This is a genomic window from Frigoribacterium sp. 2-23 (genome assembly GCF_049601585.1).
Lineage (GTDB): Bacteria > Actinomycetota > Actinomycetes > Actinomycetales > Microbacteriaceae > Frigoribacterium.
Genome location: NZ_CP187126.1, coordinates 92,106 through 119,032 on the forward strand (window position 1 = coordinate 92,106; position 26,927 = coordinate 119,032).

Sequence of the window (26,927 nt, forward strand, 5' to 3'; positions counted from 1 at the left end):
GTCGTCGGTGAATCCGACGCCCGCGGCCCAGATCGGAGGAGCGCCCCGTGACCGATTCGCCCACCGGTGCAGACCGGGCTGCCCAGCCCGTGACGACCGACGCCGCTGCTCCGTTGCGGCGTCCCCGTGGACGGGATCGCTACCCCGAGGGCGTCGTGCCCGACGAGCCGTCGCAGCTCGAACGTCGCGCCGACCGGAACCGCCCGCCGGGTTCGCACCGCGCTCCTGACGACGTCCGCCGCCTCGTGCTCGCGATGGACGAGACCGCCGCCGTGCGCCCCCCGGCGCAGCTGCCGCCGGTGACCCACACACCCGCCACGCAGCAGCCCGCGACGCAGCCGCCTGCGACGCAGACGCCGACGCAGCCGCCCGCCACGCAGCAGGCCACGACGCAGACGCCCGCGGTGGACGCGCCGGCGGCCGAGGAGGCGCGGGTCGAGTCGTCCGCGACCACCCCGGCCTCCGAGACCCCGGTCGCATCCCCGCCCAAGCGTGCCCACGGGCGCCGTGTCATCGCGGCCGGGCGTTACGAGGGACCCCTGGGCCAGCGGAGGCCGCGTGAGTTCGCGGCGCACGAGGCGAGCGGTGCGGCGACGCGACCCGAGACCCAGGCGACGGACGCGCTCGACGAGGCCGTGCCTCCTGCGCTCGACACCGACGGCGAGCTCGGCACCGAGACCGCCGTGATCGGCGAGGTGCCGGCGTCGCCCGTGGCGGCCCGACAGGCTGCGGCCGACATCGCCACGCGGGCGATCGCCGTGAACCGGCCGTCGGCGTCGTTCCCGCGGCGCCGCAGCCGGCCGTCACGGTCGGGCACGCTCGTCATGGGCATCCTCAACGTGACGCCTGACTCGTTCAGCGACGGCGGCCGCTACGTCGACGTCGACGACGCACTGGACCACGCCCGCCAGATGGTCGCGGCGGGTGCCGACATCATCGACGTCGGCGGCGAGTCGACGCGGCCGGACGCGACGCGGGTCGACCCGCGCGAGGAGCAGCGCCGCGTGCTGCCGATCGTGCGCCAGCTCGTGTCGGAGGGCACGCGCGTCAGCATCGACACGATGAACGCCGCCACCGCCTACGCCGCCGTCGAGAAGGGTGCCGACATCATCAACGACGTGTCGGGCGGTCTCGCCGACCGGTTCATGGCACAGGTCGCCGCCGACACCGGCCGCACGTTCGTCGCCATGCACTGGCGCGGCCACCTCGACGGCAGCAGCGACACGCACTACGACGACGCCCCGACGCAGGTCCGTGACGAGCTGCGCCAACGGGTCGCCGAGCTCGTCGTGCAGGGCGTCGACCCCGAGCGGCTCGTGCTCGACCCCGGGCTCGGCTTCTCGAAGGACGCGGTGCAGAACTGGCAGGTGCTCGCCAGCCTGCCCGAGCTCACCCGACTGGGGCTGCCGCTGCTGGTGGGGGCGTCGCGCAAGAGGTTCCTCGGCGAGCTGCTGCCGCCCGAGGCCAGGCCGGAGGCGCGCGACCCGGCGACGGCCGTCGTCAGCGTCCTGGCCGCGCAGGCCGGTGCCTGGGCCGTGCGCGTGCACGACGTCGCGAGCACGCGAGCCGCGCTCGACGTCTGGCGTGCCTGGGAGGACGGCGCCGCGACCGCGACGAAGGCACGGCACGCATGAGCGACGTGCTGCGGCTGACCGGTGTGCGGGCGACCGGGCACCACGGCGTGTTCGATCACGAGCGCCGGGACGGTCAGGAGTTCGTCGTCGACGTCGTCGTCCGGCTCGACGCGTCGGCCGCGGCGGCGGGGGACGATCTGGGTGCGACCGTGCACTACGGCGTCCTGGCGGAGCAGATCGTGGCCGCGGTCGAGAACGACCCCGTCGACCTGATCGAGACCCTGGCCGAGCGCCTCGCCGCCGTCGTGCTGGCGCACCCGGCCGCGGCGTCGACCGACGTCACGGTGCACAAGCCGAGCGCTCCGATCACCGTGCCGTTCGACGACGTGTCGATCACGATCACGCGGAGCCGCGCGTGACCGCCGCCCCCGCCGGGGCCCCGCGTGACGAAGCCCCACGCGACGAGGCCCCACGCGACGGTGCCCCGCGCGACGCCGCCGGACCGGTCGTACACCGTGCCGTCATCGCCCTGGGGGCCAACCTCGGCGACCGCGAGGCGACCCTGCGGGCGGCGGCCGCCTCGATCGCCGACACCGACGGGATCACGGTGATCGCCGCCTCCTCGCCGGTCTCGTCCATTGCGCTCACGCTGACCGGGCTCGACGACAGCAAGCCCGACTATCTCAACGCCGTGATGATCGTCGACACCGTGCTCGAGGCCCGCGCGCTGCTCGCGGTGCTGAACGGCCTCGAAGACGCGCACGGCCGCACCCGCGACACCCGCTGGGGCGATCGCACCCTCGACCTCGACATCGTGCAGTTCGGCGACGTCGTCAGCGACGACCGCGGGCTGACGCTGCCGCATCCGCGCGCGGCCGAGCGCGGCTTCGTGCTCGAGCCGTGGTCGCAGATCGACCCGGAGGCGCGCCTCCTGAACGCAGGACGCGTCGCCGACCTGCTCGGTCGCATCCCCGAGGCGGAACGCACCCGGGTGCTGCCCGGTGCCGCCCCGCTCTGGCGGCCCGTCGCGGTCGCCCACCCCGAGAGGACGTCGTGAGACACACCCGCCCCGGAACCCTGATCGGCATCGCCCTGCTGAGCATCCTCGGCGGCTTCGTGCTCGACAGCGTGCTCGTCGCGTCGCGTCAGCCCGCGATCGTGCCGCCGGTCGTGCTCGGACTCGCGCTGCTGGCCATCGGCGGGATCATCGTCGTGCTCGCCGTGCCCATCCGGCAGGTGGCCCGGGGGACGCGGCGCGAACGCATCGACCCCTACTACGCGACCCGGGTGCTGCTGCTGGCGAAGGCGAGCAGCCTGTCGGGCGCCCTGTTCGGCGGCGCGGCCGGTGGCGTGCTGATCTTCATGCTGACCCGGGGTGTGGCCGTGGCGGTAGGCTCCGTGCTACCCACGATCATCGCCGTCGTCGGGGGCGCAGGCCTCCTCGTGGCCGGCATCATCGCCGAACGCATGTGCACCGTGCCTCCCGGAGACGACGACGAGGGCGGCCCGGGAGCCCAGCCCGTCTGATCGGACCCCGAGAACCGAAGGATCAGCCGCATGGACCGACTCGACGTCACCGACGCCACCTGGACGCGCGTCTCGCCGAAGTACATCTGGCCCGAGCTGATCGGCTACCTGGTCAGCGGTCTCGTGTTCGCGGCGGTCACCGCCTTCCTCTGGTTCTTCGGCCAGTGGTGGGGCTACGCGATCACCGCCGTCGTGGTCGTCGTGACGATCGTGGTCGCCGCGTTCACGCCGCGCCGCGTGCGCGCCATCGGTTATCAGTTGCGCGACGACGACCTGCTGCTGCGCAAGGGCATCATGTTCGTGCGCTTCGTCGCCGTGCCGTACGGCCGCATGCAGCTCATCGACATCAACCGGGGCCCCGTCGTCCGCGCCCTCGGCCTCAGCGACCTCAAGTTCGTGACGGCGGCGGCGGCGTCGGCCGTCACGATCCCCGGCGTGCCGGCCGAGGACGCCGAGCGGCTGCGCGACCGACTCGTCGAGCTCGCCGAGTCGCGTCGAGCCGGGCTGTGAGCAGCGCCCCGAACCCGGTCGCCGAGCTGACGGACGGTCAGTGGCACCGGCTGCACCCGGCCACACCGCTGCTCAAGGGCGGCATCGTGCTGGTCGTCGTCTTCGGCATCATCATCAACAACCTGCGGGAATTCGTCGTCGAGATGTTCCTGCCGGGCGGTCGGCGCGGGGGCGAGGACGACCGCGACCCCGTCGGCTACGTCGTCGACAACGGATACCTCTGGCTGGTGCTGCTGGGCGTGCTGGTCGTCGTGGGCGTGCTGATCGGGCTGTTCTACCTGTCATGGCGGATGAGCTCGTTCCGCGTGACCGACGAGGGCGTCGAGATGCGCACGGGTGTCGTGTTCCGCACGAACCGCCGGGCTCGACTCGACCGGGTGCAGGGCATCAACGTGCAGCGGCCCCTGCTGGCTCGCGTGTTCGGAGCCGCCAAGCTCGAGATCAACCAGGCCGGACACGACGCGAACGTCAACCTCGCGTACCTGCGGTCGGCGTCGGCCGACGATCTGCGACGGGAGATCCTGCGCCGAGCCGGCGGCTTGCAGCGTGCCGAAGCCCAGAGCCCCGGAGGCGCGGGTCCCGTCGCCGGCGTCGCCCCGGTCGCCGGGGCTGCCGCGGCCGACGGCCTCGGGGTCGGCGTCGCCGCGGGCGCGGGCTCGGACGCCCCTGACGGCGCCGGTGCCGTCGCCGGTGTCGGCGGCGCTGGCGGTGGCGGCGTCGCCGAGGGAGACCGTCGGGCCCGGCTCGGCGCGTTCGTCGAGCAGCGCGCGTCGGAGTTCGTCACCGAGTTCGACTGGAACGACGACACGACCCCGGCGCGCTCGGTCGTGCAGATCAACCCCGGTCGGCTGATCGGCTCCGTGCTGCTCAGCGGCTACACCCTCTTCCTCATCGCCGCCGCGGTCGCGATCGTGGTCAGCGTCGCGACGACCGGCGAGTACTTCCTGCTCTTCGCGCTGTTGCCCGCCGTGCTCGGCTCGGGCGGTTTCTACGTCAACCGCATCTCGAAGTCCCTCCGCTACACGATCGCCTCGACGCGTGACGGCGTGCGCATCGGCTTCGGCCTGCTGTCGACGACGAACGAGACCCTGCCGCCCGGACGCATCCACTCGGTGCAGGTCACGCAGCCGCTGCTCTGGCGCCCCTTCGGCTGGTGGGAGGTCAAGATCAACCGCGCTTCGCACTCGTCGACCCGCGGCGCCTCGAACCAGGAGAACACGACGATCCTGCCCGTCGGCGACGACGAGGACGTCCGTCGCGTGCTCGAGCTCGTCCTGCCGGAGCTTGTCGGTGAGGCCGCCGCCGACATCGACGCCGAGCAGGCGCTGCGGCCCTCCGAGGGCGTCGTGAGCAGCGCGGGCACCAGCGCCGACAGCGTGCCGACCGATCCTGCGCCGACCGATGCCGTGCCGGCCGATCCTGCGCCGACCGATGCCGTGCCGGCCGATCCCGTGCCGACCGATGACGCCGCGGAGCTCGGACGTCGTCTGCGCCAGGTCGCCGACGAGCACGCGTCGCGCACCCTGTCCCTCGTCGACGGAGGGCTCCGGTCCCGCGGCGCCGAGGGCGGCTTCACGACGTCGCCGAAGCGGGCCGTCGTGCTGCGCTGGTTCTCCTGGCGCCGCAACGGGTTCCGGCAGGCGCCCGGTGCCGTCCTGCTGCGCAAGGGCGCCATCTGGCGACAGCTCGTGATCGTGCCGTTGCCCCGCATCCAGAGCGTGGGACTGCGACAGGGCCCGCTGCTGCGACGCCTGCGCCTCGCGAGCGTGCAGCTGCACACGGTGCAGGGGCCGATCACCGCCGACATCGGGGCACTCGACGTCACGGACGCCCACGACTTCTTCGTCGCCGTCTCGCGCGATGCCGTCGAGGCCGCGCGTGCGGACCGGACCCATCGCTGGCTGACGGCCGCGGGCACGACGGGCACCGTGCCTCCTGCACCTGCACCTGCACCTGCACCTGCCCAGCCCACGCAGCCTGCGCCTCCCGCGCCCGGCCCGACGACCACACCGGCAGTCCTCGACCATGCCGCACCCGACCACGCCGCACCCGACGAGAGGCCGCACGCATGAGCCCCCAGCAGAGCGGACGGCTCGGCATCGGCATCATCGGAGCCGGGCACGTCGGCCCGGTGCTCGGTGCCGCGCTCGCCGCGGCCGGTCACGCGATCGTCGGCATCTCGGCCGTCTCCGAGCGCAGCCGCGACCGCGCCGAGGCGATCCTGCCCGGAGCGCCCATCCTGACCGTGCCCGAGATCGTCGAACGCAGCGAACTCGTCCTGCTCGCCGTGCCCGACGACCAGCTCGTCGCGCTCGTCGAGGGCCTCGCCGCGACGGGTGTCTGGCAACCGGGGCAGCTCGTCGTGCACACGTCGGCGGTCCACGGCCTCGGTGCGCTGCGGCCGGCGTTCGAGAAGGGCGCCATCCCGCTGGCGATCCACCCCGCGCTGTCGTTCACCGGCACGACCATCGACCTCGTGCGGCTGCGTGACGCGTACTGTGCGGTGACCGCTCCCGTCGCCGTGCAGCCGATCGGTCAGGCGCTCGTCGTCGAGATGGGTGCCGAACCCGTGCTCGTCTCGGAGGCCGACCGCCCCCGCTACGCCGAGGCGATCTCGACCGCGACCGAGTTCTCGGCGGCCGTCGTCACCCAGTCGGTCGGTCTGCTCGCCGAGCTCGGCATGCCCGAGCCCGGTCGTGTGATCGCGCCCCTCGTGCGCTCGGCCATGGACCGCGCGCTGGGAGTCGCCGGCGGTTCGACCGGCCCGGGTACCATCGACGTGACCTCGTTCGACGGCGGATCGTCGCCGTTCGACGAACGCGGTGCGTGACGCCGCCGCCCGCCGCCTCTTCTCCCCGCCCTTCAGGAGCACCCCACGATGACCGACGCGCCCCTCGAGCCCACCCGCGAGACCGCCGCCAGCACCGAGCAGGCCGAGGCCGCTGCCGCCGCCGCGAACGAGATGTCCGAGCAGAAGGCCGTCCGCCTGGCGAAGCGCGAGCGCCTGCTCGAGACCGGTGAGGCCTACCCCGTCGGCGTCCCCATCACCACCACCATCCCGGCCGTGCGCGAGCGTCACGCCGCCCTCGAGCAGGACACCCGCTCGGGCGAGGTCGTCGGCCTCGCAGGTCGCGTCGTCCACGCCCGCAACACCGGCAAGCTCTGCTTCGCCGCCCTGCAAGCCGGCGACGGCTCGCGCATCCAGGCGATGGTCTCCCTCGCCGAGGTCGGCGAGGAGTCGCTCGCCGCGTGGAAGGACCTGGTCGACCTCGGTGACCACGTCTTCGTCTCGGGCGAGGTCATCTCGTCGCGTCGCGGGGAGCTGTCGATCATGGTCGCGGAGTGGAGCATCGCCTCGAAGGCGGTGCTGCCGCTGCCGAACCTGCACTCCGACCTCAGCGAGGAGAGCCGCGTGCGCCAGCGCTACCTCGACCTGATCGTCCGCGAGCAGGCGCGCACCACGGTGCGCGCGCGGGCCAAGGCCGTCGCGTCGTTGCGCTCCACCTTCGACTCGTACGACTACCTCGAGGTCGAGACGCCGATGCTGCAGACGATGCACGGCGGCGCCGCGGCCCGTCCGTTCTCGACGCACAGCAACGCCTTCGACACCGAGTTGTACCTGCGCATCGCGCCCGAGCTCTTCCTGAAGCGCGCCGTCGTCGGCGGCATCGACCGCGTGTTCGAGATCAACCGGAACTTCCGGAACGAGGGCGCCGACTCGACGCACTCGCCCGAGTTCGCGATGGTCGAGGCATACCAGGCGTACGGCGACTACGAGCAGATGGCAGGCCTGACGCAGGAGCTCGTCCAGAACGCCGCGATGGCCGTGTCCGGTTCTCACGCGGTCACGCTCGCGGACGGCAGCGAGTACGACCTCGGCGGCGACTGGGCGCGTCTGCCCATGTACGAGTCGCTGAGCGAGGCGGCCGGCGTCGAGATCACGCCCGAGACGGGCGTCGACGAGTTGCAGCGGCTGGCTGCGTCGGTCGACCTGGTCGTGCCGCACGAGACGCACGGCAAGCTGGTCGAAGAGCTGTGGGAACACTTCGTCAAGGGCACGCTCGACCGTCCCACGTTCGTCATGGACTTCCCGGTCGACACCAGCCCGCTTGTGCGTGGTCACCGCTCGAAGCCGGGTGTGGTGGAGAAGTGGGACCTGTACGTCAGGGGCTTCGAGCTCGCGACGGCGTACTCCGAGCTCGTCGACCCGGTCGTGCAGCGCGAGCGCTTCGTCGAGCAGGCGAAGTTGGCCGCCCGCGGCGACGTCGAGGCGATGCGTCTCGACGAGGACTTCCTGACGGCGCTCGAGCACGGCATGCCGCCGAGCGGTGGCATGGGCATGGGCATCGATCGACTGCTGATGGCCATCACGGGCCTGGGGATCCGCGAGACGATCCTGTTCCCGCTCGTCAAGTGACGTACCCTTCCTAGATGCCTACGACACTCTGGGGCGGCGTCCTCTTCTCCGTGACCCCGACGATCGTCGTGGGCCTGATCTTCTGGTTCACCGTCCGGGCGCTCCTGCGTTCCGACCGCACCGAGCGTGAGACGTACGCGAAGATCGAGGCCGAAGAGCGTGCTCGCGTCGAAGCCGACGAGCGTCGCACGTCGTCCTCGACGGACGCCAGCCGCGCCTCCTGAAGGCTGTGAAGCTGTACCCCTGACCCGGTGGTGGGCGCCTACACCCGATCGTCATTCCCGTCAAAAATGTCGACGGCCCGTACCCCGAATCGGCCTAAAGGCTGAAAGTGCACTCCGAACAACCTTGTGAACCACCTGAATGACAAGGGTGTCATTTCGTGGGCGCACCAGACTCGTAGATGCCGATGAGCTTCACGAACTAATCGACATGACAACACAGTCTGACTTTTAGCAGGGAGAAAACGAGCATGACGATCACATCCGTCACCGCACGCGACACCAAGGCCGCCGCCACGAGCGCGACCACCAAGACGAGCAGCATGGCCGACCACGACGACACCGAGGTCGAAGTCCTCTCGCAGGTGCGAGGTGCATCCACCGACCAGGTCGGCGACTACCTCCGCCACATCGGGCGCATGCCCCTCCTCGACGCTCAGGAGGAGACCGAGATCGCCCGCCGCATCGAGGTGGGTCTCTTCGCCGGCGAGAAGCTGAAAGAGGTCGAGGCCGGCCCCAAGACGAAGGCGACCGCCGAGCTCAAGCGCGACCTGCGCTGGCTGATCCACGATGGCGAGCGCGCCAAGGACAAGATGATCACGGCGAACCTCCGCCTGGTCGTCAGCATCGCCAAGCGCTACACGCAGCGCGGCCTGCCGTTCATGGACGTCATCCAGGAGGGCAACCTCGGTCTCGTCCGCGCCGTCGAGAAGTTCGACTACACGCAGGGCTACAAGTTCTCGACGTACGCCACGTGGTGGATCCGCCAGGCCATCGCCCGCGGCCTCGCCGACAAGGCCCGTGCCATCCGCATCCCGGTGCACACGGTCGAGCGCATCAACCGCATCTCGCGGGCCGAGCGCGACCTCACCGTCGACCTGGGCCGCGCGCCCACCGTCGAAGAGGTCGCCGAAGAGGTCTCGATGGAGGTCTCGGACCTCGTCGACCTCAAGTCGCGTTCGCACGAGCCCGTGTCGATCCACACCGTCGTCGGCGATGCCGAGGACAGTGAGCTGGGCGACTTCATCGAGGACGAGGAGACCCCCTCGCCCACGGCGGCCACCGAGAACACGCTGCTCAACCGAGACATGCACGCCCTCGTGGCGGCACTGCCCGAGGACGAGGCCCGCGTCATCCGCATGCGCTTCGGCCTGGACGACGACCAGCCGATGACGCTGGACGAGATCTCGAAGCGGGTGCACTCGTCGCGACAGGCCGTGTCGCGGGTCGAGAGCCGCGCGCGCCTCCGCATGTTCGCGAAGGCCGTCAGCCAGGACCTGCAGCTCTACCTGCAGTAGACCCTCCAGCAACGATGTGTCGCGTCCGGTCGATGTTTCTTCCAAACATCAGCCGGACGCGACACTTCGTTGCACGAGGTGAGGGCGCGCAGCGCTAGCGGGCGCGCGCCTCCTTGAACTTGGCCCGCGCCTCCGGGGGGACGAGTTCGAGCAGCTGGTCCTCGCGCAGAGGGAGGTCGAGCAGGCTCAGTTTGAGCCGGCCCTTCGTCGCGTGTCTCCCGGCGTCGAAGCGGATCACCTGCCCGGCGTCACGCCGCAGCCGCACGCCCACCTGGCACCCGGCGCTGACGTCGGCGACGACGCGTCCGTCGATCTCGAGCGCGGCCGACCGTGTCGCGCCCGCCAGCTCGAAGCGCAGCTTCTCCTTCGGGCCGAGCACGACCGCGCGGTCGATACCCGACATCGGGGCGACCGGTGTCACGATCGTCGCCGTGACCGCCGGCGACAGCACGGGCCCGCCCGCCGCGTAGTTGTAGGCGGTCGAGCCGGCCGGTGTCGCGATGACGAGCGCGTCGGCCTTGTAGTAGCCGAACGGCGTCTCGTCGACGACCAGGTCGGCCGACACGACGCCCTCGCCCGGCCGCCGCGTGATCGACGCGTCGTTGAACGCGAGGAACCGGTTCGTCAGCCCGTTGCTCGTGTGCACGACCTCGAGGGCGTGGTGCGGTTCGAGCGAGAAGTCCTTGGACGAGACGCGGTCGAGCGCCGACGGCAGGTCACGCGGCTCGACCTCGACCAAGAACCCGACGTTGCCGTAGTTGACCCCCAGCACGGGCACCGGTCGCTCGGCCACGAGACGCATGGCGCCCAGCATCGTGCCGTCGCCGCCCATGGCGACCACCACCTCCACCGTGTCCCGGAACGTCTGCTCGTCGACGAGGCGGACGCCCTCGCCGACGCGGGCGGCGTCGCTCTCCATCGCGATCAGATGCGCGCCCTGCGCCGTCTTCCAGGCGAGCACGATCTCGATCGACTCGCGGACGGATTTGGTCGGGTGCGGCACCAGGCCGACGGTGAAGGAACCCATGAGGGCAAAGCTATCCGGAGGCACGGTGCGAGCCGCTGAGAGAGCGTCACGCCCCCAGCGAACAGGGGCTGATTAAGCAGGAGGTGCTGGTTACTCTCTGATGTATCCGGTGCCACCCCCTGCGGGCGCCGTGTGCACATTCGGTGGCGCAACCCACCCCGCCACCTAGGGAGTTAAGAGATGTTCGAGAGATTCACCGACCGTGCCCGTCGCGTTGTCGTCCTCGCCCAAGAAGAGGCGAAGATGCTCAACCACAACTACATCGGTACCGAGCACATCCTGCTCGGTCTCATCCACGAGGGCGAAGGCGTCGCCGCCAAGGCGCTCGAGTCGCTGGGCATCTCGCTCGACGCCGTCCGCGAGCAGGTCCAGGACATCATCGGTCAGGGCCAGCAGCAGCCGACCGGTCACATCCCCTTCACGCCGCGCGCGAAGAAGGTGCTCGAGTTGTCCCTGCGCGAGGCGCTGCAGCTCGGCCACAACTACATCGGTACCGAGCACATCCTGCTCGGTCTCATCCGCGAGGGCGAGGGCGTCGCCGCCCAGGTCCTGGTGAAGCTCGGCGCCGACCTCAACCGCGTGCGCCAGCAGGTCATCCAGCTGCTCTCGGGCTACCAGGGCAAAGAGGCCGTCGCCGTGGGTGGCGAGCAGACGCAGGGCACGCAGGGTGGCAGCCAGGTCCTCGACCAGTTCGGTCGCAACCTGACGCAGGCCGCGCGCGACAACAAGCTCGACCCGGTCATCGGTCGCGAGAAGGAGATGGAGCGGGTCATGCAGATCCTCTCCCGCCGCTCGAAGAACAACCCCGTGCTGATCGGCGAGCCCGGCGTCGGCAAGACCGCCGTCGTCGAGGGGCTGGCCCAGGCGATCGTCAAGGGCGAGGTGCCCGAGACGCTGAAGGACAAGCAGCTCTACTCGCTCGACCTCGGCTCGCTCATCGCCGGCAGCCGCTACCGCGGTGACTTCGAGGAGCGCCTGAAGAAGGTCACCAAGGAGATCCGCACCCGCGGCGACATCATCGTCTTCATCGACGAGATCCACACGCTGGTCGGTGCCGGTGCGGCCGAGGGTGCGATCGACGCCGCGTCGATCCTCAAGCCGCTGCTCGCCCGCGGTGAGCTGCAGACGATCGGTGCCACGACGCTCGACGAGTACCGCAAGCACTTCGAGAAGGACGCCGCGCTCGAGCGCCGCTTCCAGCCCGTGCAGGTCAACGAGCCGTCGCTGCCGCACGCGATCAACATCCTCAAGGGTCTGCGCGACAAGTACGAGGCGTTCCACAAGGTCTCGATCACCGACGGCGCCATCGTCGCCGCGGCGAACCTGGCCGACCGCTACGTCAGCGACCGCTTCCTCCCCGACAAGGCGATCGACCTGATCGACGAGGCCGGCGCCCGCCTGCGTCTGTCGATCCTGTCGGCACCGCCCGAGCTGCGCGAGTTCGACGAGCGCATCGCCGGCGTCCGCGGCCAGAAGGAGGCCGCGATCGAAGACCAGGACTTCGAGAAGGCCGCCTCGCTGCGCGACGAGGAGAAGAAGCTGCTCGGTGAGCGTCTCCGTCTCGAGAAGCAGTGGCGTTCGGGTGAGGCCGGCGCCGGCGGAACGGTCGACGAGGGCATCATCGCCGAGGTGCTGGCCCAGGCGACCGGTATCCCGGTCTTCAAGCTCACCGAGGAGGAGACCTCGCGTCTCGTCTTCATGGAGAAGGCTCTGCACCAGCGCGTCATCGGTCAGGAGCAGGCGATCGCCTCGCTCTCCAAGACCATCCGACGCACGCGTGCCGGCCTGAAGGACCCGAAGCGTCCCTCCGGCTCGTTCATCTTCGCCGGGCCCACGGGTGTCGGAAAGACCGAGCTGGCCAAGGCGCTCGCCGAGTTCCTGTTCGACGACGAGGGCGCGCTCATCTCGCTCGACATGTCGGAGTACGGCGAGAAGCACACCGTCTCGCGTCTGTTCGGTGCCCCTCCCGGGTTCGTCGGATTCGAAGAGGGTGGCCAGCTGACCGAGAAGGTCCGCCGCAAGCCGTTCTCCGTCGTGCTGTTCGACGAGATCGAGAAGGCCCACCCGGACATCTTCAACTCGCTGCTGCAGGTGCTCGAAGAAGGCCGCCTGACCGATGGTCAGGGTCGCGTCGTCGACTTCAAGAACACGGTCATCATCATGACGACCAACCTCGGCACGAAGGACATCACGGGTGGCCCCGTCGGGTTCCAGATCGAGGGTGACACCGCCACGTCGTACGACCGCATGCGCTCGAAGGTGACGGAAGAGCTCAAGAAGCACTTCAAGCCCGAGTTCCTGAACCGTGTCGACGAGACGATCGTCTTCCCGCAGCTGAACCAGGACGAACTGCTCCAGATCGTCGACCTGTTCATCAAGCGCCTGTCCGACCGTCTGCTCGACCGCGACATGACCGCTCAGCTGTCGCTCGCCGCGAAGGAGCAGCTCATCAAGATCGGCTTCGACCCGTCGCTCGGTGCTCGACCGCTGCGTCGTGCCATCCAGCACGAGGTGGAGGACCGCCTCTCGGAGCGCATCCTCCAGGGTGAGCTCAACGCGGGCGACCACGTGCAGGTCGACTACGTCGACGGCGTGTTCACCTTCGCGACCTCGCGTCAGCCGGGTCGTGAAGAGGTGCTCGTGGGCGACGCTCCCGAGCTCGAGAGCTAGCAACCACTACAACGCCGGAGGGCGGTCGGACTTCGGTCCGGCCGCCCTCCGGCGTTTGTGCGCGGTCGCTCGGTCGCGAATTTGCGACCGTTTCGCTCGCGGACGCCCGTTTTGGCGGCGTGTCACGGCTCTCCGCCCCGAGACGGTCGCACATTGCGAAGAGGAGGCGCCGGTCCGCAATCGAGGAGGCGCGGGTAGGGTTGGACCCGGCCCGCGCCTCCCCGGGTCATCGCAGTCAGGAGCAGCAGTGGCAGACCCCGCGGGCGCGCACGGCATCACGGTTCGCAACGCGGTCGTCAGCGACGTGCCGCACATCCAGCGGCTGTGCGAGCCCTACGTCGGCCGACGCATCCTCCTCGGCAAGGACCTCGTCACGCTGTACGGCGATGTGCAGGAGTTCCAGATCGCGCTCGGCCCCGACGGCGTGCCGATCGGCTGCGGCGCGTTGCACGTCATGTGGGACGATCTCGCCGAGATCCGTACGCTGGCGCTCGACGAGAACTGGGTGCGCAAGGGTGTCGGTCACCGGCTGCTCGATTCGCTCGAGGCGGCCGCGCGCCGGCTCGAGATCGGGCGACTGTTCTGCCTCACGTTCGAGGTCGACTTCTTCGAGAAGCACGACTACCTCAACGTCGGCGACGAGGGGCTCGTGTCACCCGAGGTCTACGCCGAGCTGGTCCGCTCGACCGACGAGGGTGTCGCCGAGTTCCTCGACCTGGCTCGCGTCAAGCCGAACACGCTCGGCAACAGCCGCATGCTGAAGCAGCTGCCGCCGCTCTGACGCTCGCCGTCGTGGCAGGCGCCGCTCGCCGTCGTGGCTGTCACCGCACGCCGTCGTGGCAGGCGCCGCTCGCCGCTGATTCTCAGGAGTACACGCCGCGCACGTCCCGCGATTCGGCGGGGCCCGCCCTTAACCTGTGCGCATGTCGACGTTCAAGAACCCGGTCGGTCCGCAGCCGCCCCAGGTGTACTGGCGTCGGCGAGCCATGTTGGCGGCGGGCGTGCTCGTCGTCCTGATCGTGATCATCCTGATCGTGGTGCGACCTGGATCAGGAGGCGGCGCCTCCGGAGACCCGTCGTCCACGCCGAGCGACACGGTCGCCAGCGACCCCGCCGCGACGCCGTCGGCCGATCCGGCCGCGACGGCTCCGGCCGCCGACGCGACGGCCGACCCGAACGCGCCGGCGCCCTCGGCGGCAACCGGCGACGCCAAGGCGTGCAGCCCGTCCGCGATCACCCTCAAGCCCGTCACGGACAAGTCGTCGTACACGGCGACCGAGCTGCCGCAGATCTCGATGAGCATCACGAACACGGGCAAGACCGACTGCGTGATCAACCTGGGCTCGAACCAGCAGAAGCTCGTCATCACCAGCGGGCAGGACCAGTACTGGTCGTCGAAGGACTGCCAGCAGAACGGCACCGAGCAGGACGTCACCCTCACCGCGGGTCAGACCCTGTCGACGCCGCCCATCGCCTGGGACCGCACCCGTTCGTCGGCCGACACCTGCACCGCGGCCAACCGGGCTCCGGTCACCGCCGGGGGAGCGAGCTACCGCCTGACCGTGTCCGTCGGAGACATCACGTCGACCGACACCCGGCAGATGATCCTGAACTGACGGGCCCCGTCCCGTGCACCACCCGCTCGCGCTCGACCGAAGTGAACTGAACCGTGGCTGATCCCGTCTTCCGATCCGAACAACTCGAGCAGGCGCTCGCCGCCCAGGACGTCGCGGCCGTCGCGTTCGCCTTGCGGCACGACGTCGTCGTCGTGCCCAAGCTCGTCGTCGGGCCCGGCGACACCGATGTCGCCACCGAGGAGCAGGTGCGCGTCTTCGGCCGCGAGAACACCGAGAAGCGCATCCTGCTGCTGTTCTCGTCGGCCGACGCGTACGCCGCGATGGTGCCGAACGAGGACAACCGGCAGGTCATGCTGTACGACGCGGCCGCCCTGAGGGAGTTCATGGAGGCGCACCTCGAGGTCATCGAGCAGGTCTTCTTCGACATCGCCGGGCCGCACACGATGGCGGCCAACCCGGACGACCTGCTGAAGGCGCTGCGGTAGCCCGCTGACCGACGCGAAAACGACTAACCGACGTGATCTTTCGCGTCGGTTAGTCGTTTTCGGGTCGGCTTGCGGCCGCACGCGTCAGAACGCGGCGTCGAGCTCGCGTTCGCGCGGCGTCGCGGCGGCGCTGAACGCGCGGCGCAGCGCCTCGCGCAGGTTGCCCGACTCGGCGTCGACGAGCTGCGTGAAGCCGAGCCGCCGGGCCTCGGACGCGCGCTGCTTCGGCGACGACACCGGCCGGATCTCACCCGCCAACGAGATCTCGCCGACCGCCGCCATCGTGTGCGGGTACGACGTGTCGCGACTGGCGCTCGCGAGGGCCAGGGCGATCGCGAGGTCGGCGCCCGGCTCGGTGATCTTGATGCCACCGACGGTCGAGACGTAGACGTCGGCGTCGCCGAGGCGGATACCGGCCCGGCGTTCGAGCACGGCGAGCAGCATGGCGACCCGGGACGAGTCGACGCCGTTCACGACGCGACGGGGCTGCGGGGTCGAACTGGCCACGATCAGGGCCTGGACCTCGACCGGGAGCGCGCGCCGCCCCTCCATCGCGATCGTGATGCAGGTACCGCTCACCGGCGCGCCGTTGCGCGACATGAACAGCCCGCTCGGGTCGGCGACCTCGGCGATGCCGTCGCCGGTCATCTCGAAGCAGCCGACCTCGTCGGTCGGGCCGAAGCGGTTCTTGTGCGCGCGGATGAACCGCAGCGCGGTCTGCCGGTCGCCCTCGAACTGGCACACGACGTCGACGAGGTGCTCGAGGAGGCGCGGGCCGGCGATCGACCCGTCCTTCGTCACGTGCCCCACCAGAAGCACGGGGAGGTTGCGGTCTTTCGACACCCGGATCAGGGTCGACGCGACCTCGCGCACCTGAGACGGGCCGCCTGCGATGCCGTCGGACGCCGACGACGACACGGTCTGCACCGAGTCGACGATGACGAGCTGCGGGTCGACCTGGTCGATCTGCCCGAGGATGACCGAGAGGTCGACCTCGGCCGCGAGATAGAGGTTCGGGTTCATGGCGCCGGTGCGCTGGGCGCGGAGTCGCACCTGCGACGCGCTCTCTTCGGCCGTGACGTAGAGCACGCGGGCGCCCGAGGCGGCGGCGCGCGAGGCGACCTCGAGCAGCAGCGTCGACTTGCCGACGCCGGGTTCGCCCGACAGCAGGATCGCGGCGCCCGGCACGATGCCGCCCCCGAGCACGCGGTCGAACTCGGCGATGCCGCTCGGCCAGTACGCGACCGACGAGGCCTCGACCTCGGTGATCGGGCGGGCGACCCGGTCGGAGCCGACCTTCGTCGCCGTGGTGCCGCGGGCGGCCACGAGCGAGGTCGTCACCTCGACGACCGTGCCCCACTGCTGGCACTCGCCACAGCGACCGGCCCACTTGAGGCTCGTCCAACCGCACTCGGTGCAGCGGTAGGGCGGTGTCGTGGGGCGAGGCATGCTGCCAGCGTAGGTCGCGCCTCCGACATTTCGGGGCGGTGGTGCCGGCCGAACCTCGTTCTGATCACCGCACCTCGCTACAGCGCGGTGCGTCGATCAGAACGAGGTGCGACGCGACGAGGAGGCGCGGCTCGGCCCGACCGCGTCGCCCCCCGTTAAGGTCACGGTCTCAGGCAGTTCAAAGCAGAGCCACTGGTCGTGCATCGGAGACCGACAGAGTCGAAGCGACCGTCGGAGCCGGCGGCCTGACGAGACGACTGGATGACCGTGACCCTCACTCCCCTCAGACGACGAGCCCTCGCCGGGCTGGCCGGCCTCGCGACCGCCGCGACGGCGTTGCTCGTACCGACCGCCGCGACCGCCGCACCCGCACCCGCTGCCGAGCAGGCCGCCGACCTCGCGTCGCGCTTCACGCTCGCGGTGATGCCCGACACGCAGTTCTACTCGCGGTACAGCGCCGATCAGTTCCTGCCGCGGTACGGCACCGATCCGTTCCGCACGCAGACCGCATGGTTGGCCGAGAACCACGACGCGCTGAACATCCCGTTCGTGACGCACCTCGGCGACGTCGTCGACCAGGTGACCGTGCCTCGCCAGTGGGAGGCGGCCGACACGGCGATGAAGAACCTCGAGGAGGCGCGGGTCCCGTATTCGATCCTGCCCGGCAACCACGATGTGCTCGACAGCAACGACGACCTCTACGACGACCAGTACGACCTGGCCGCCGAGCCCTATCTCACGACCTTCGGCCCGCAGCGCACGGCGTCGCAGGCGTCGCTCGAGAACGGCTCGGACCCGACCGGGCTGAACCAGTTCCACGTGTTCGAGGCCGAGGGGCAGCAGTTCTTGGTGCTCGCGCTCGCGTGGCGTGCCTCGGACGCGACGCTCGCCTGGGCCGACCAGGTCATGGCGGACCACCCGACGCTGCCGACGATCCTGACGACGCATCAGGTCATCGACATCGACAACGACGGCGTCAGCCCGCGGCCCACCGACTACGGCGACCGGCTGTGGGACAAGCTGATCAAGGGCAACGACCAGATCTTCCTGACGCTGAACGGGCACTTCCACGGTGCGGCGCGACAGACGCTCGTCAACGACTTCGGGCACGAGGTCACGGAGGTCGTCATCGACTACCAGATGGCCTACGAGGGCGGCAACGGCTACCTCGGTCTCTACGAGTTCGACCTGACGAACAACGAGATCGACGTGCAGACCGCGTCGCCGTGGGTGACGTCGAAGCCGGCCGACATGCTGACGTCGTACGACCAGCCGTTCCTGGAGGGGCCGCAGCAGCAGTTCACGTTGCCGATCGACTTCGCGGCACGCTTCGCCGGCTTCAACCCGTCGTTCTCTGCAGGCGAGCCGACGCGCTCGTCGCTCTCGCAGGCCGCGCGCGACATCCTCCTCGACGGCTTCGAGGGGACGCCCGTGGGCACCACCGAAGCGCCCGGATCGACCGAGGACTACCCGCACGTCGACGGCACGCTGGCGCACTGGCGTCCGTCGGCCGACCAGGGGGTGATCGACGAGGGCGAGGCCGTCGTCGACGTGGCGGGCGGGAACGACCTGCACCGTGCCTCCTTGTCGGCGTCCGGCTCGGCGACCGCCGAGGTCGGCGACGTGACCGTGACGGCCGATGCCGACCCGCTGTCGTCGGCCGGGGCCGCGATGTGCTTCGCGAACAGCGACAAGACGCAGGGGCGGTTCAGCTACCTGGTGACGGACGCCGACGCGTCGGTGAACGACGCGAAGCTCGACGACGGCTACACGATCGAGACCTTCTTGAAGGTGGACCCGTCGTGGAGCGAGGACACGAACGCCTGGGCCAAGGCCGTCGTGCGGTCGGGCAACCGGTCGAAGATCGGTGTGCCCGAGACCCGCTGGGACTGGACGGCGTCGCCCGCCGCGCTCGGCCTGTCGAACCTGAAGGAGCTGCAGTGGACCGAGGTCCCGTCGGACGCCTCGAAGGGTGATCGGACCGCGTGGTCGGGCGAGATCGTGCTCGACCGCTGGATGCACGTCGCGCTCGTGAACGACCCCGCGACGGCGGCGACGACGATGTACGTGGACGGCGCTCCGGTGCTGCGGAACACGACCGACAGCGCCGGGCAGGCGTTCCAGCAGGGTATGCCGTGGCTGTTCGGCAGCGACTGGGTCGACGACAAGGCGACCAACGGCTGGGCCGGCTGCATCGGTGAGACGCGCGTGATCGACCACCCGACCAACGCGTCGCAGTGGTTGACCGCGCGGGCCGACCTGACGGGGCTTGCCGTGACGGCGCCGGCTGCGGGTGTGGCGCTGGACGGCGCCTCGACGGTGTCGGTGTCGGGGACCGGGCTCGCCGGCGCGACCGTGACGCTGGGCGGGGCGCTCGGCGGATCGGCGGTCGTGGGTGCGGACGGGGTGTGGCGTGTGGACGCGGTTGCTGCGGGTGGCTCGGGGGCTGCTCGGGCTTCGCTTGCTGCGGCTGCTGCGGCTGCGCTGCCTGCGGGGGAGCATGTCGCGACGGCGACGCAGTCGCTCGGGACGCGGAGTGCGGCGGCGGTCGAGTTCCGCTTCTCGACGGCCGCGGTGGTCGACCCCGGTGCGCCGGGTGCTCCCGGGGCTGGTGCGGGCGCGGGTTCCGGTGCCGGGCAGCCCGGCGCGGGTGCGCCCGGGGCCGGAACCTCAGGAGGCGCGGCGACCGTCGCCCGCGACGGCTCGCTCGCGTACACGGGTGCGTCGCTCGTCGCTCCCGTCTCGGTCGCGGTGCTGCTGATGCTGCTCGGTGGCGTGTTGCTCGTGGTGCGTCGACGCCGCGCGGCTGCCGCCGCGGTCGCGCCGCGCGGTCTCGGGGACGGGGCCGGTCGCACGTCCTGACCCGCGCCTCCTCGGGGTCTCGCACCTCGTTCTGATCGACGCACCTCGTTCTTGCGTGGTGCGTTGATCAGTTCGTGGTGCGGGGACGGGTGCGGGCGCTGGGGGAGGTGGGCGCGCCTCCCCGGGCGTCGCGAACCTCGGTCCGGCCAACGAACCTCGTTCTACCGAGGTTCGTTGGCCACTTCGAGGTTCTGCCGGGGCGGCAAGGGGTCTGCGGTGCGTCGATCAGTCCGCGGTGCGGGGAGCGTCGGCGGCGGCGTCCGCGAGCTGTGCGAGGCGGGCCGCGATGGCGGGCTCGAAGGCGGCGGCCCAGACCTGGTAGCCGTTGTCGTTGGGGTGGAAGAGGTCTCCGGCGGAGTTGAAGAAGGTGCGGACGAGGCCCTGGCGGCGGGTCGTCTCGTGCAGCGGGGCGACGGTGAGGCCAAGTTCGTCGGCGACGCGGTGGATGATCCGGTTGGCGACGGTGATCTTACGCTCGCGGTCGGGCAGGAACATGGCGGGCACCTCGGCGACGATCGCGTGTGCGGGCAGCGCGCTGTAGATGGCGCGGATGTTGCGCTCGAAGGGCTCCGGCTCGAAGCCGATGATGTCGTTGGCGCCGATCGCGACCGTGACGATGTCGCCGGTGTACTTCTCGAGGCGGGGGAGCTGGTCGCGGCGGCAGAGGCGGGTGGTGGCGCCGCTGACGCCGAGGTTGATGGTGCGGACGGAGCCGTGCGACGCGTGGCGGATGAGGGTCGAGAGGCGACCGACGTAGCTGCGTCCCGGGTTGGAGGCGCCGATGCCCTGCGCGGCGGAGTCGCCGAGGGCGATGTAGACGAGGGCTCCGCTGCGGGTCATGCGGTCGCGCCACCACGCGGAGTGGACCGGCAGCATGCTGTTGAGGTTGTCGGCCGCGCTGCGCTGCTGGCCGGCGAAGTGGCGGTAGAGGGCGTAGGCGGCGGCTGCGAGGGCGGCGGAGGTGCCGGCGGCGACGGCGAGCTGGCGGGTGCGCATCGCTTGAGGCTACGCCGGGGCGGTGGGGTCGAGCCGAGGAGGTGCGGGTGCGGTGGGGCGGGTCGGTGTGGGTTGGCTTGGGGCTGGGCTCAGGGCCGGGCTCGGGCTCGGTTTCGCGGTCGCGGCGGCGCTCGCGGAAGCCGATTTCGAACCTGCGGCGAAGATGTACTAAACTCTCTCCCGGTACCGTGTCCGAGCGGCCGAAGGATCATGTCTCGAAAACATGTGTGGGGGTTAACTCCACCGTGGGTTCAAATCCCACCGGTACCGCCACAGAAAACCCCTGGTCATCCAGGGGTTTTCTGCTTTCTAGAACAGCCCCTGGTGACGATTTGGTGCAACGACCTGCAGTAGCAAGGTCCCGAGCGGATCGAGAGCCGAGTGGAGAGGGTGAGCCTCGCCCGGCCAATGTGCGGTCCTCGCGTGACGTGGCGGCTATGGGTATCCGAACTGAGAACATGCGATCGCAGTGCCGTCAGACCTGGTAGTCACCCCGAGGTGCCTGCGCTATCACCAAGTTGTACCCACCACCTGACGTGCGTTCGATGCTGACGTAGAGCCCCACGTAGTTCGTGTCGCGAAGAATTGGCCCGAGAACTCCCCAGTGGAGAAGCGTTGGAACGTTTCCTTGACCTGCGATGCGCCGCGGGTCGTGACTGATCCGGAGCTCTTGTGGGCCGAGATCCTGGCCGTCGATCCATGTCCGGAATGAGACGATCACCTCCTGCTCGGTTGGACGGCCGTCAACAGGTGCCCAGGGCAGTCCGCCGAAGAAGTCTTCGCGGAAGTAGATCTTGTGGTCGATTGCCGCGTCCTCGCGACTCAGCCGCAGGTTGCCGGTCGGGTTGCTGTTCGCGGACTTGACCTGTTGCGCGGCGGTGTTATCGAGCTGCTTGACCCATCGCCGCTGAACGTCCTCGGTTGGGAACGGCGCGAGCCCGGCCAGCGAGGGGCTCTTGGCGAGACCGGAAGCTGTTTCGGGTTGAGACGGGATGGTGATGACGGGCGCAGGCTGAGGTGAGATCTGCGGGCTGAGCCGAGGAAGCTTTCGCAGCCCGGTCACGATCGATCGGAACAGTCCGCTCACCGTTGCGATGGCGACGCTGTCATTGTCCTCGGGAGTGTCTGAGGTCTTCTTCTGCACCCGGCGCGCACCTGTCTCCGAGCCGAGCGTAATGTCGCTGCTCCGTTCCAGTTCGTCTATGAGCTCTGCAGTAAGCGGGCGGCACGAGTCGGAGGCGGCGACAAGCGTTTCGAACCACTTGCCGACTTGATTGGTTACGTCCGCTCCTTCGTCGGCGTCCCACTCGGCCCACACTGACGCTTCGTAGTTCCAGCCCAGCCCGCCGGCAGTGAGATTGCTCGAGCCGACCAAGAGCGCTCGACGTGCAACGGAGGATGCGTAATAGACCTTGGGATGGAACGTGCGACGAGGATCGTGGAAGACGAAGGCTTGGTCGGCGGCCTTGATTGCGAGTTCCAGGCCCTCCCGTGTCGCGCCGCCTTCGCTCACGCCGACGATGAGGATGACAGTTCCGCCTTGCGTGCGGAATTGGTCGAGTGCGTCCCAGACCCGTCCAAGACCTGATCGCTTTGCCCAGGCAACGGCGATCCGAATCTCATCGAAGTGCTGATCTCGAGCATGCTCGATGAAATCCGCGAGGTTCGTGTGTTCCGCGAACGGCTGGCCAACAAACCTCATCTTCACGATAGTGAGCGTTCCACAACGCAAGCGAAGATCGTGGACCCCGCGAGGTAGGATTTACTTCAGACACTGAAGGGACAGGATGCGTACGCGACTAGAAGTCAGTAGCGAGAAGCTCCGCGGGGGCTTCTACTCGCCCGATGTTCTCGTCGACCTCTGCCTCGCGAGGGTACGGCGCTTGCTCGACGGTCGGCAGGGACTCCGGTTGCTGGAGCCGTCCGCAGGCGACGGCGCGTTCGTTCGAGGGCTCGCTCGGGCCGGCTTGGCCACGAGCGTCGCCCACGTCGAGGCGATAGAGCTACTCGAGGGCGAGGCGCAAAAGGTCGCTCACGTCATGAACTCGACTGGCGTTCCAGGGCGCGTGGTGCATGAGAACGTTCTTCAATGGGCGCAGGGTCAAGAAGCGGATTTTGACGTCCTGCTCGCGAATCCGCCCTATGTTCGGTTCCAATTTGTCTCTGACGAAGACAAGCAGCGCGCGCGGGCCATCACCGAGAATCTGGGCGCGGCTGGCCCGTCAGTCTCAAATCTGTGGATTCCCGTGCTGCTCCTGGCGCTCTCTAAACTGCGCGCCGGCGGAGCGTTTTCGGTCATACTCCCGACGGAGTTCTTGACCGGAATCTCTGCAAGCGTCGTGAGAAATTGGCTTGTGAGGAACACTTCAAATCTGACAATTGATCTATTTAAGCCGGGTTCTTTTCCTGCAGTACTTCAAGAAGTTCTCGTCTTGAGCGGCCGCAGAGAGGCCGATCCTGTGATCCACGGGTCAGAGGTTTCGTTCCATGATCACAATGGTGGAACGCGGTCGTGGAGTCACTTGATCGACTCCGGGGGCGGGACGTGGACCAACTACCTGCTCAGTCCGTCCCAGAACGAGGCAATCAGAGCCGTTCATGCGCATGCGAATGTTCGGCCTCTGAGAGACGTGGCGCGCTTCAGCGTTTCTACCGTTACGGGTGCCAATGGCTACTTCTGCGTTGGAGCCGGGGAGCTTGACGACTTCGATCTCTGGGACTGGGCAGTTCCCCTCTTGCCTCGATCTAGGCACGCTGCGGGGCTTGACTTCGAAGCAGACGAGCATCGAGCACTATCGGCCAGTGGGCAAACGGCCTGGATATTAAGCTTTTCAGCGGACAGACCTTCGCCGGAAACACATGCCGGAGCGCGACGCTTTCTGGCGGGAGGCGCGCGGGACGGCATCGACCAGCGTTTCAAGTGCCGCGTGCGTTCCCCTTGGTATCGAGTGCCTGTCGTGCCGGCGGGCGATTTGATGCTCTCGAAACGCTCAAACCGATACCCGCGCATGATTGCCAACCACGCGCGCGTAGTCACCACCGACACGATCTATCGGGGGCAAATCAACGCCGGGGCTCCAGTAGTCGCCGATGATCTGGCCGCAATTTTCCACAATTCTTTGACGATGCTGTCCGCGGAAGTTGAGGGAAGAAGTTTTGGCGGTGGCGTCCTCGAGCTCGTGCCGACGGAAGTCTCTTCGCTCCAGGTGCCGATCGTCCCAGGATTTGGAACTGAATTGAAGCGGCTTGATGAAGTCGCCCGTTCCCTCACTGATCCCGAAGCCTTAGTTGAAGCTACTGACGAGGCACTGTCGAGAGTTGTGCCCGAACTAGAGCCATCGACGATGGCGTCGCTCGCGGAGGCCCGGAATGAACTCGTGGAGCGCAGGCTTCAACGGTCACGTCCGCGCTTCTATGAGGATGGCGAAGGTCCCGCCCGCGAGACGAATGTCTAGGGGTCTCTTCGGGCGATGACGAGCGACTTCGTGGAGCGTCTCGTCACATCCCTGGTGGGTCGTCCCGCATCCGTCTGATTCGACGTACGCCGATTTCGGTGGCTTCGATGTCGGATCGCTCTCCTCGAAGCACGCTTGCAATGAGCTCATTGAGTACAGGGTCGGTCAGGTCGTTAGTCTCGGCCTCGTTCGTCAGCGCTCGGAAGACTCTGTAACCCCGAACGACGCGGGCATTGCCCTCGTCCGGCGTGATTCGTCCGGCATCGACCTCGGCTTGGACGTCGACGACCGGGAACCGTGTTTCCTCTGCTCGATACCCCGGATCCGCAGCAACGCTTGGATCGGAGACAACTGGTCCCGCATCCACGAGGGCCATGACGAACGGCATCGCGTCATCGCCAGTCATCCGGCCGAGTGCGACGCGAGTCGTGAGTTCGCGTACGTACGGATCGACCACCGAGTGCCCTTCGGCGCCGAGTGCTGCGTCGGCCAAGCCGATGGCCTTGGCGGCTCGATCCTCTGAAGTCGTGTTGGTGCGGCGTGTGTCAACGTAGTTGATCGCGAACTCGACGGCTTCGACTGCGCCTACGGTGTCGGACGCCAGGCCGGTGACCAGTGCGTTCAGGACAGGGGCGGCGACTCGTTCGGCCATATCGAGAAGGATTGACATCTGCGAAGGTCCGTCTTGCCCGTCAGCTGGGTCCAAGTCAGTCACCGCGGATCTAAGTTGTTTATGAGTCGTCGAACCATTTCGGGATCACCATTATCGTCTAGCCAATCCGCTGGCGACTTGGGCCTGGACGCGGCCAGCTCGCTGTAGGGCGTGAAGAAGAAGACACCGAGCGCCACCGGATCCCATCGGCTCAGTAGCCTCGGCAGGAGCTTGTCGAGATGCGGGAGCAGATGTGTACCGGGTCGCATGCTGAACTGCCACGTTGGGAAGCGGAGTTCGTCACCGAACTCGATCGCAAGCAAGGACCGTTGTCCGATCATCGACATAATTCGTTCTGGCGGAAGGTGCAGCAGGCCGACTACGGATTCGAGAGGAACGGTCTCCCATACCGCAGCGAGCCAGTCCGCGGTGCGGCTCAGCTGTACCGCTCCGACGGCAGACTCGTCGACGTCGGTGCCCCAGATGCCCTCGAATACGTCCGATGCGGCTCGGTCGTGCTTTGCGGATTCGCAAACGGCGCCAAGCAACGCCGCCGTGGCGTAAAGCAGCCAGTCATTCGCTCCCTCCAGACTGCGAGCGGCGTCCAGGAGCGCGGCTTCGGACTGGGATAGCGCCGACGTGTCGTGAGGGGTAGCGACTCTTTGGGGCTTCTTCATTCGGCAATGGTCGCGCTCAACTTGACCCTTCTCGGGGAGGCGAGGGAAGCCACTCCGCCTACCGTTGTTTTTTGCGGGGGCGTGCGCAGAAAACAGCGAAACGCCGCCGATAAGCGGGAAAGTGACCGTTCAGCCCGCTCGGTTGCCAGCGTCACTGCGAACCCGTCCGCCCCCGCGATCTGCGAGGACTGGACCGCGAGACGCCGGACCCATGCAGTCGCAGAGCGCACCCATATAACCGGCCGGAAGCACCCGCCCCGAGGCAATTCGCGGATCTACTATGACAAGCGTGGACCGAGAGCACCGTGACCCGATGGATGTGAGCCGAGAGGGCCGCGAACTCAGTGCAGCTGAAGCGGCGGGCATCTGCGACGCTCTCGTCTCGGCTTGGTACCACGACGCCGTAGCCTCAATGGAAGGTTCCGCATCGAGTTCACAGGCGGCGCTTGATGCTGCCGGAGCGGCCTCGCGTCTGCCCGAAGGGTCACTCCAGAATCTCGAGCACGCGCCCGTGCAAACGGCTGGCCGGATGGTCGATGCGATCGCGCTGCTTGTGCAGTCATTGGGAACGCTTCTGCGGGCTGAACCGCTCGTCATGATTGGGATATGGCCAGTTGTCCGCGCCGAGATCGAGTACGCCGGCCGTGTCGCTTGGCTCCTCGAGCCGCTCCCCGACGAAGGCGCGGGGTTGCGCCGAGTAGCACGAGCGCTACTCGAACAGCTTTCTGGACTCCATCGTCAGCGGCTTACTGCCGATAAATGGAACAAAACTCAGGCGAAGAAATTCAAGAAGGCTCGAGACGGGCTTCGAGAGCGGATTTCGGAGGTTTTCGACGATGTGGACACTCCGATGGTCACGCCAAACGACATTGACAAATGGCGCGTCGGCAGTGAGACGATGATGCCGCTTGGCAGGGCAGCGACGCTCTTCTTTGACTTGAACCTCATTGAAGGAAAGGCGCTTTACGACATTTTGTCTGACTACTCACATCCATCAGTGATCTCCCTTTCGATGCAGTCGAAGGCTGCGACCGACGACGACGCCACGATCTGGTCCTACCCGATCAACGCAGAGACATTGGATTTTCAGGTTCGATTGGGATGCATTGCGCTCTATAAATCAGCGTTAGCGCTGCTGAACTACTGCGGCTTTCCGTCGGCCGCAATCGAACGCTGGGCAGCCAACGCACCTCAGCATTGGTTCACGTCGGGCTCGCAGCGGAACGAATGAGCTGACGGGTGGCGTTCGCTCCTGCAGGCGCTGCGGGCGGCATCATTGGGAACGCTGGCCCTGAAGCATTGCTGCCAGGCTTCACGCGTCGATACCGACAACGTGGTGTCGGTACCCCGGAAGTTTCGGATAAGGGGCAATATCACCGGTGTGGATCGCACCCATTGAAGTGACATGGACCTGAGCACTGACGCCGGTGCGAAGCCCTGCGGTCGACGGTGTGGGCGGTTCCCGTAGGCTCGGCACAACCGAGATCTCGGGGAGTGCGATGGGCCTGTTGGACCGACTGTTCAGCAGCG

General features: G+C 68.4%; 23 protein-coding genes and 1 tRNA gene. 18 read left to right on the top strand and 6 right to left on the bottom strand.

The annotated features are described in order from the left end of the window. Positions 1 to 47: 47 nt before the first annotated feature. The 10 genes from folP to ACPEEZ_RS00485 all read left to right on the top strand — a co-directional run bounded on the left by folP (position 48) and on the right by ACPEEZ_RS00485 (position 9,547). Entirely contained in the window at positions 48 to 1,634 is a 1,587-nt protein-coding gene (gene folP, locus ACPEEZ_RS00440) for a dihydropteroate synthase (RefSeq protein WP_423921264.1), read from the top strand. Beyond that, positions 1,631 to 1,993 carry a dihydroneopterin aldolase gene (gene folB / locus ACPEEZ_RS00445; RefSeq protein ID WP_423921267.1) on the top strand — a complete coding sequence of 121 codons (363 nt, stop codon included), beginning with the start codon at positions 1,631 to 1,633 and terminating at the stop codon, positions 1,991 to 1,993. The genes folP and folB overlap by 4 nt, the downstream gene beginning before the upstream one ends. After that, positions 1,990 to 2,631 carry a 2-amino-4-hydroxy-6-hydroxymethyldihydropteridine diphosphokinase gene (gene folK / locus ACPEEZ_RS00450; protein ID WP_423921270.1) on the top strand — a complete coding sequence of 214 codons (642 nt, stop codon included), beginning with the start codon at positions 1,990 to 1,992 and terminating at the stop codon, positions 2,629 to 2,631. Before folB ends, folK begins: the two co-directional genes overlap by 4 nt. Beyond that, the gene (locus ACPEEZ_RS00455; RefSeq protein WP_423921272.1) at positions 2,628 to 3,101 is read left to right on the top strand and encodes a DUF3180 domain-containing protein; all 474 of its coding nucleotides are present in this window, start codon (positions 2,628 to 2,630) and stop codon (positions 3,099 to 3,101) included. Before folK ends, ACPEEZ_RS00455 begins: the two co-directional genes overlap by 4 nt. A 30-nt stretch (positions 3,102 to 3,131) precedes the next feature. After that, positions 3,132 to 3,611: a PH domain-containing protein gene (locus ACPEEZ_RS00460; RefSeq protein ID WP_423921274.1), complete on the top strand. Its 480-nt coding sequence runs from the start codon at positions 3,132 to 3,134 to the stop codon at positions 3,609 to 3,611. After that, positions 3,608 to 5,683, top strand: a complete 2,076-nt coding sequence (locus ACPEEZ_RS00465; protein WP_423921277.1) for a PH domain-containing protein — start codon at positions 3,608 to 3,610, stop codon at positions 5,681 to 5,683. Before ACPEEZ_RS00460 ends, ACPEEZ_RS00465 begins: the two co-directional genes overlap by 4 nt. Further along, entirely contained in the window at positions 5,680 to 6,441 is a 762-nt protein-coding gene (locus tag ACPEEZ_RS00470) for a Rossmann-like and DUF2520 domain-containing protein (protein ID WP_423921280.1), read from the top strand. The genes ACPEEZ_RS00465 and ACPEEZ_RS00470 overlap by 4 nt, the downstream gene beginning before the upstream one ends. Positions 6,442 to 6,489: 48 nt before the next feature. Next, positions 6,490 to 8,028 carry a lysine--tRNA ligase gene (lysS, locus tag ACPEEZ_RS00475; RefSeq protein WP_423921283.1) on the top strand — a complete coding sequence of 513 codons (1,539 nt, stop codon included), beginning with the start codon at positions 6,490 to 6,492 and terminating at the stop codon, positions 8,026 to 8,028. A gap of 14 nt (positions 8,029 to 8,042) precedes the next feature. Further along, the gene (locus tag ACPEEZ_RS00480; protein WP_423921286.1) at positions 8,043 to 8,252 is read left to right on the top strand and encodes a hypothetical protein; all 210 of its coding nucleotides are present in this window, start codon (positions 8,043 to 8,045) and stop codon (positions 8,250 to 8,252) included. Between the two features lie 248 nt (positions 8,253 to 8,500). Further along, complete coding sequence (locus ACPEEZ_RS00485) at positions 8,501 to 9,547, top strand: sigma-70 family RNA polymerase sigma factor (RefSeq protein WP_423921289.1); 1,047 nt, start codon at positions 8,501 to 8,503, stop codon at positions 9,545 to 9,547. Positions 9,548 to 9,641: 94 nt separating this feature from the next. Here ACPEEZ_RS00485 and ACPEEZ_RS00490 read toward each other — a convergent pair whose 3' ends face one another. Continuing rightward, positions 9,642 to 10,574, bottom strand: a complete 933-nt coding sequence (locus ACPEEZ_RS00490; RefSeq protein WP_423921291.1) for an NAD(+)/NADH kinase — start codon at positions 10,572 to 10,574, stop codon at positions 9,642 to 9,644. 180 nt (positions 10,575 to 10,754) lie between these two features. On the opposite strand from ACPEEZ_RS00490, the gene ACPEEZ_RS00495 reads away from it, so the two are divergent. The 4 genes from ACPEEZ_RS00495 to ACPEEZ_RS00510 all read left to right on the top strand — a co-directional run bounded on the left by ACPEEZ_RS00495 (position 10,755) and on the right by ACPEEZ_RS00510 (position 15,306). Continuing rightward, positions 10,755 to 13,244 carry an ATP-dependent Clp protease ATP-binding subunit gene (locus ACPEEZ_RS00495; protein ID WP_423921294.1) on the top strand — a complete coding sequence of 830 codons (2,490 nt, stop codon included), beginning with the start codon at positions 10,755 to 10,757 and terminating at the stop codon, positions 13,242 to 13,244. A gap of 247 nt (positions 13,245 to 13,491) precedes the next feature. After that, on the top strand, positions 13,492 to 14,025 hold the full coding sequence (locus ACPEEZ_RS00500) for an amino-acid N-acetyltransferase (RefSeq protein WP_423921296.1): 534 nt from the start codon (positions 13,492 to 13,494) through the stop codon (positions 14,023 to 14,025). A gap of 142 nt (positions 14,026 to 14,167) precedes the next feature. Continuing rightward, positions 14,168 to 14,860: a hypothetical protein gene (locus ACPEEZ_RS00505; protein WP_423921299.1), complete on the top strand. Its 693-nt coding sequence runs from the start codon at positions 14,168 to 14,170 to the stop codon at positions 14,858 to 14,860. A gap of 53 nt (positions 14,861 to 14,913) precedes the next feature. Continuing rightward, entirely contained in the window at positions 14,914 to 15,306 is a 393-nt protein-coding gene (locus ACPEEZ_RS00510) for a dehydrogenase (protein WP_423921302.1), read from the top strand. 84 nt (positions 15,307 to 15,390) lie between these two features. Here the strand turns inward: ACPEEZ_RS00510 and radA are convergent, their stop codons facing one another. Further along, positions 15,391 to 16,755, bottom strand: coding sequence for a DNA repair protein RadA (gene radA / locus ACPEEZ_RS00515; RefSeq protein ID WP_423921305.1), 1,365 nt, complete (start codon positions 16,753 to 16,755; stop codon positions 15,391 to 15,393). Positions 16,756 to 17,016: 261 nt separating this feature from the next. Here radA and ACPEEZ_RS00520 point away from each other — a divergent pair, with 261 nt between their 5' ends. Next, entirely contained in the window at positions 17,017 to 19,617 is a 2,601-nt protein-coding gene (locus ACPEEZ_RS00520; protein ID WP_423921308.1) for a metallophosphoesterase, read from the top strand. A gap of 225 nt (positions 19,618 to 19,842) precedes the next feature. On the opposite strand, the gene ACPEEZ_RS00525 is transcribed toward ACPEEZ_RS00520, so the two are convergent. Then, complete coding sequence (locus tag ACPEEZ_RS00525) at positions 19,843 to 20,613, bottom strand: SGNH/GDSL hydrolase family protein (protein WP_423921311.1); 771 nt, start codon at positions 20,611 to 20,613, stop codon at positions 19,843 to 19,845. Between the two features lie 182 nt (positions 20,614 to 20,795). Here ACPEEZ_RS00525 and ACPEEZ_RS00530 point away from each other — a divergent pair. After that, positions 20,796 to 20,886, top strand: a tRNA-Ser gene (locus ACPEEZ_RS00530). Between the two features lie 202 nt (positions 20,887 to 21,088). On the opposite strand, the gene ACPEEZ_RS00535 is transcribed toward ACPEEZ_RS00530, so the two are convergent. Beyond that, entirely contained in the window at positions 21,089 to 22,321 is a 1,233-nt protein-coding gene (locus ACPEEZ_RS00535) for a phospholipase D family protein (protein WP_423921313.1), read from the bottom strand. 202 nt (positions 22,322 to 22,523) lie between these two features. Here ACPEEZ_RS00535 and ACPEEZ_RS00540 point away from each other — a divergent pair, with 202 nt between their 5' ends. Further along, entirely contained in the window at positions 22,524 to 24,068 is a 1,545-nt protein-coding gene (locus ACPEEZ_RS00540) for an Eco57I restriction-modification methylase domain-containing protein (protein WP_423921315.1), read from the top strand. 43 nt (positions 24,069 to 24,111) lie between these two features. Here ACPEEZ_RS00540 and ACPEEZ_RS00545 read toward each other — a convergent pair whose 3' ends face one another. Together ACPEEZ_RS00545 and ACPEEZ_RS00550 are read right to left on the bottom strand one after the other, a co-directional pair. Next, positions 24,112 to 24,738, bottom strand: a complete 627-nt coding sequence (locus ACPEEZ_RS00545; protein WP_423921317.1) for a hypothetical protein — start codon at positions 24,736 to 24,738, stop codon at positions 24,112 to 24,114. Positions 24,739 to 24,779: 41 nt separating this feature from the next. After that, positions 24,780 to 25,397 (bottom strand): hypothetical protein, encoded by a 618-nt coding sequence (locus ACPEEZ_RS00550; protein ID WP_423921319.1) that lies wholly within the window; start codon positions 25,395 to 25,397, stop codon positions 24,780 to 24,782. 289 nt (positions 25,398 to 25,686) lie between these two features. Between ACPEEZ_RS00550 and ACPEEZ_RS00555 the strand changes: the two genes are divergently transcribed. Then, entirely contained in the window at positions 25,687 to 26,628 is a 942-nt protein-coding gene (locus ACPEEZ_RS00555; protein ID WP_423921322.1) for a hypothetical protein, read from the top strand. Positions 26,629 to 26,927 lie beyond the last annotated feature (299 nt).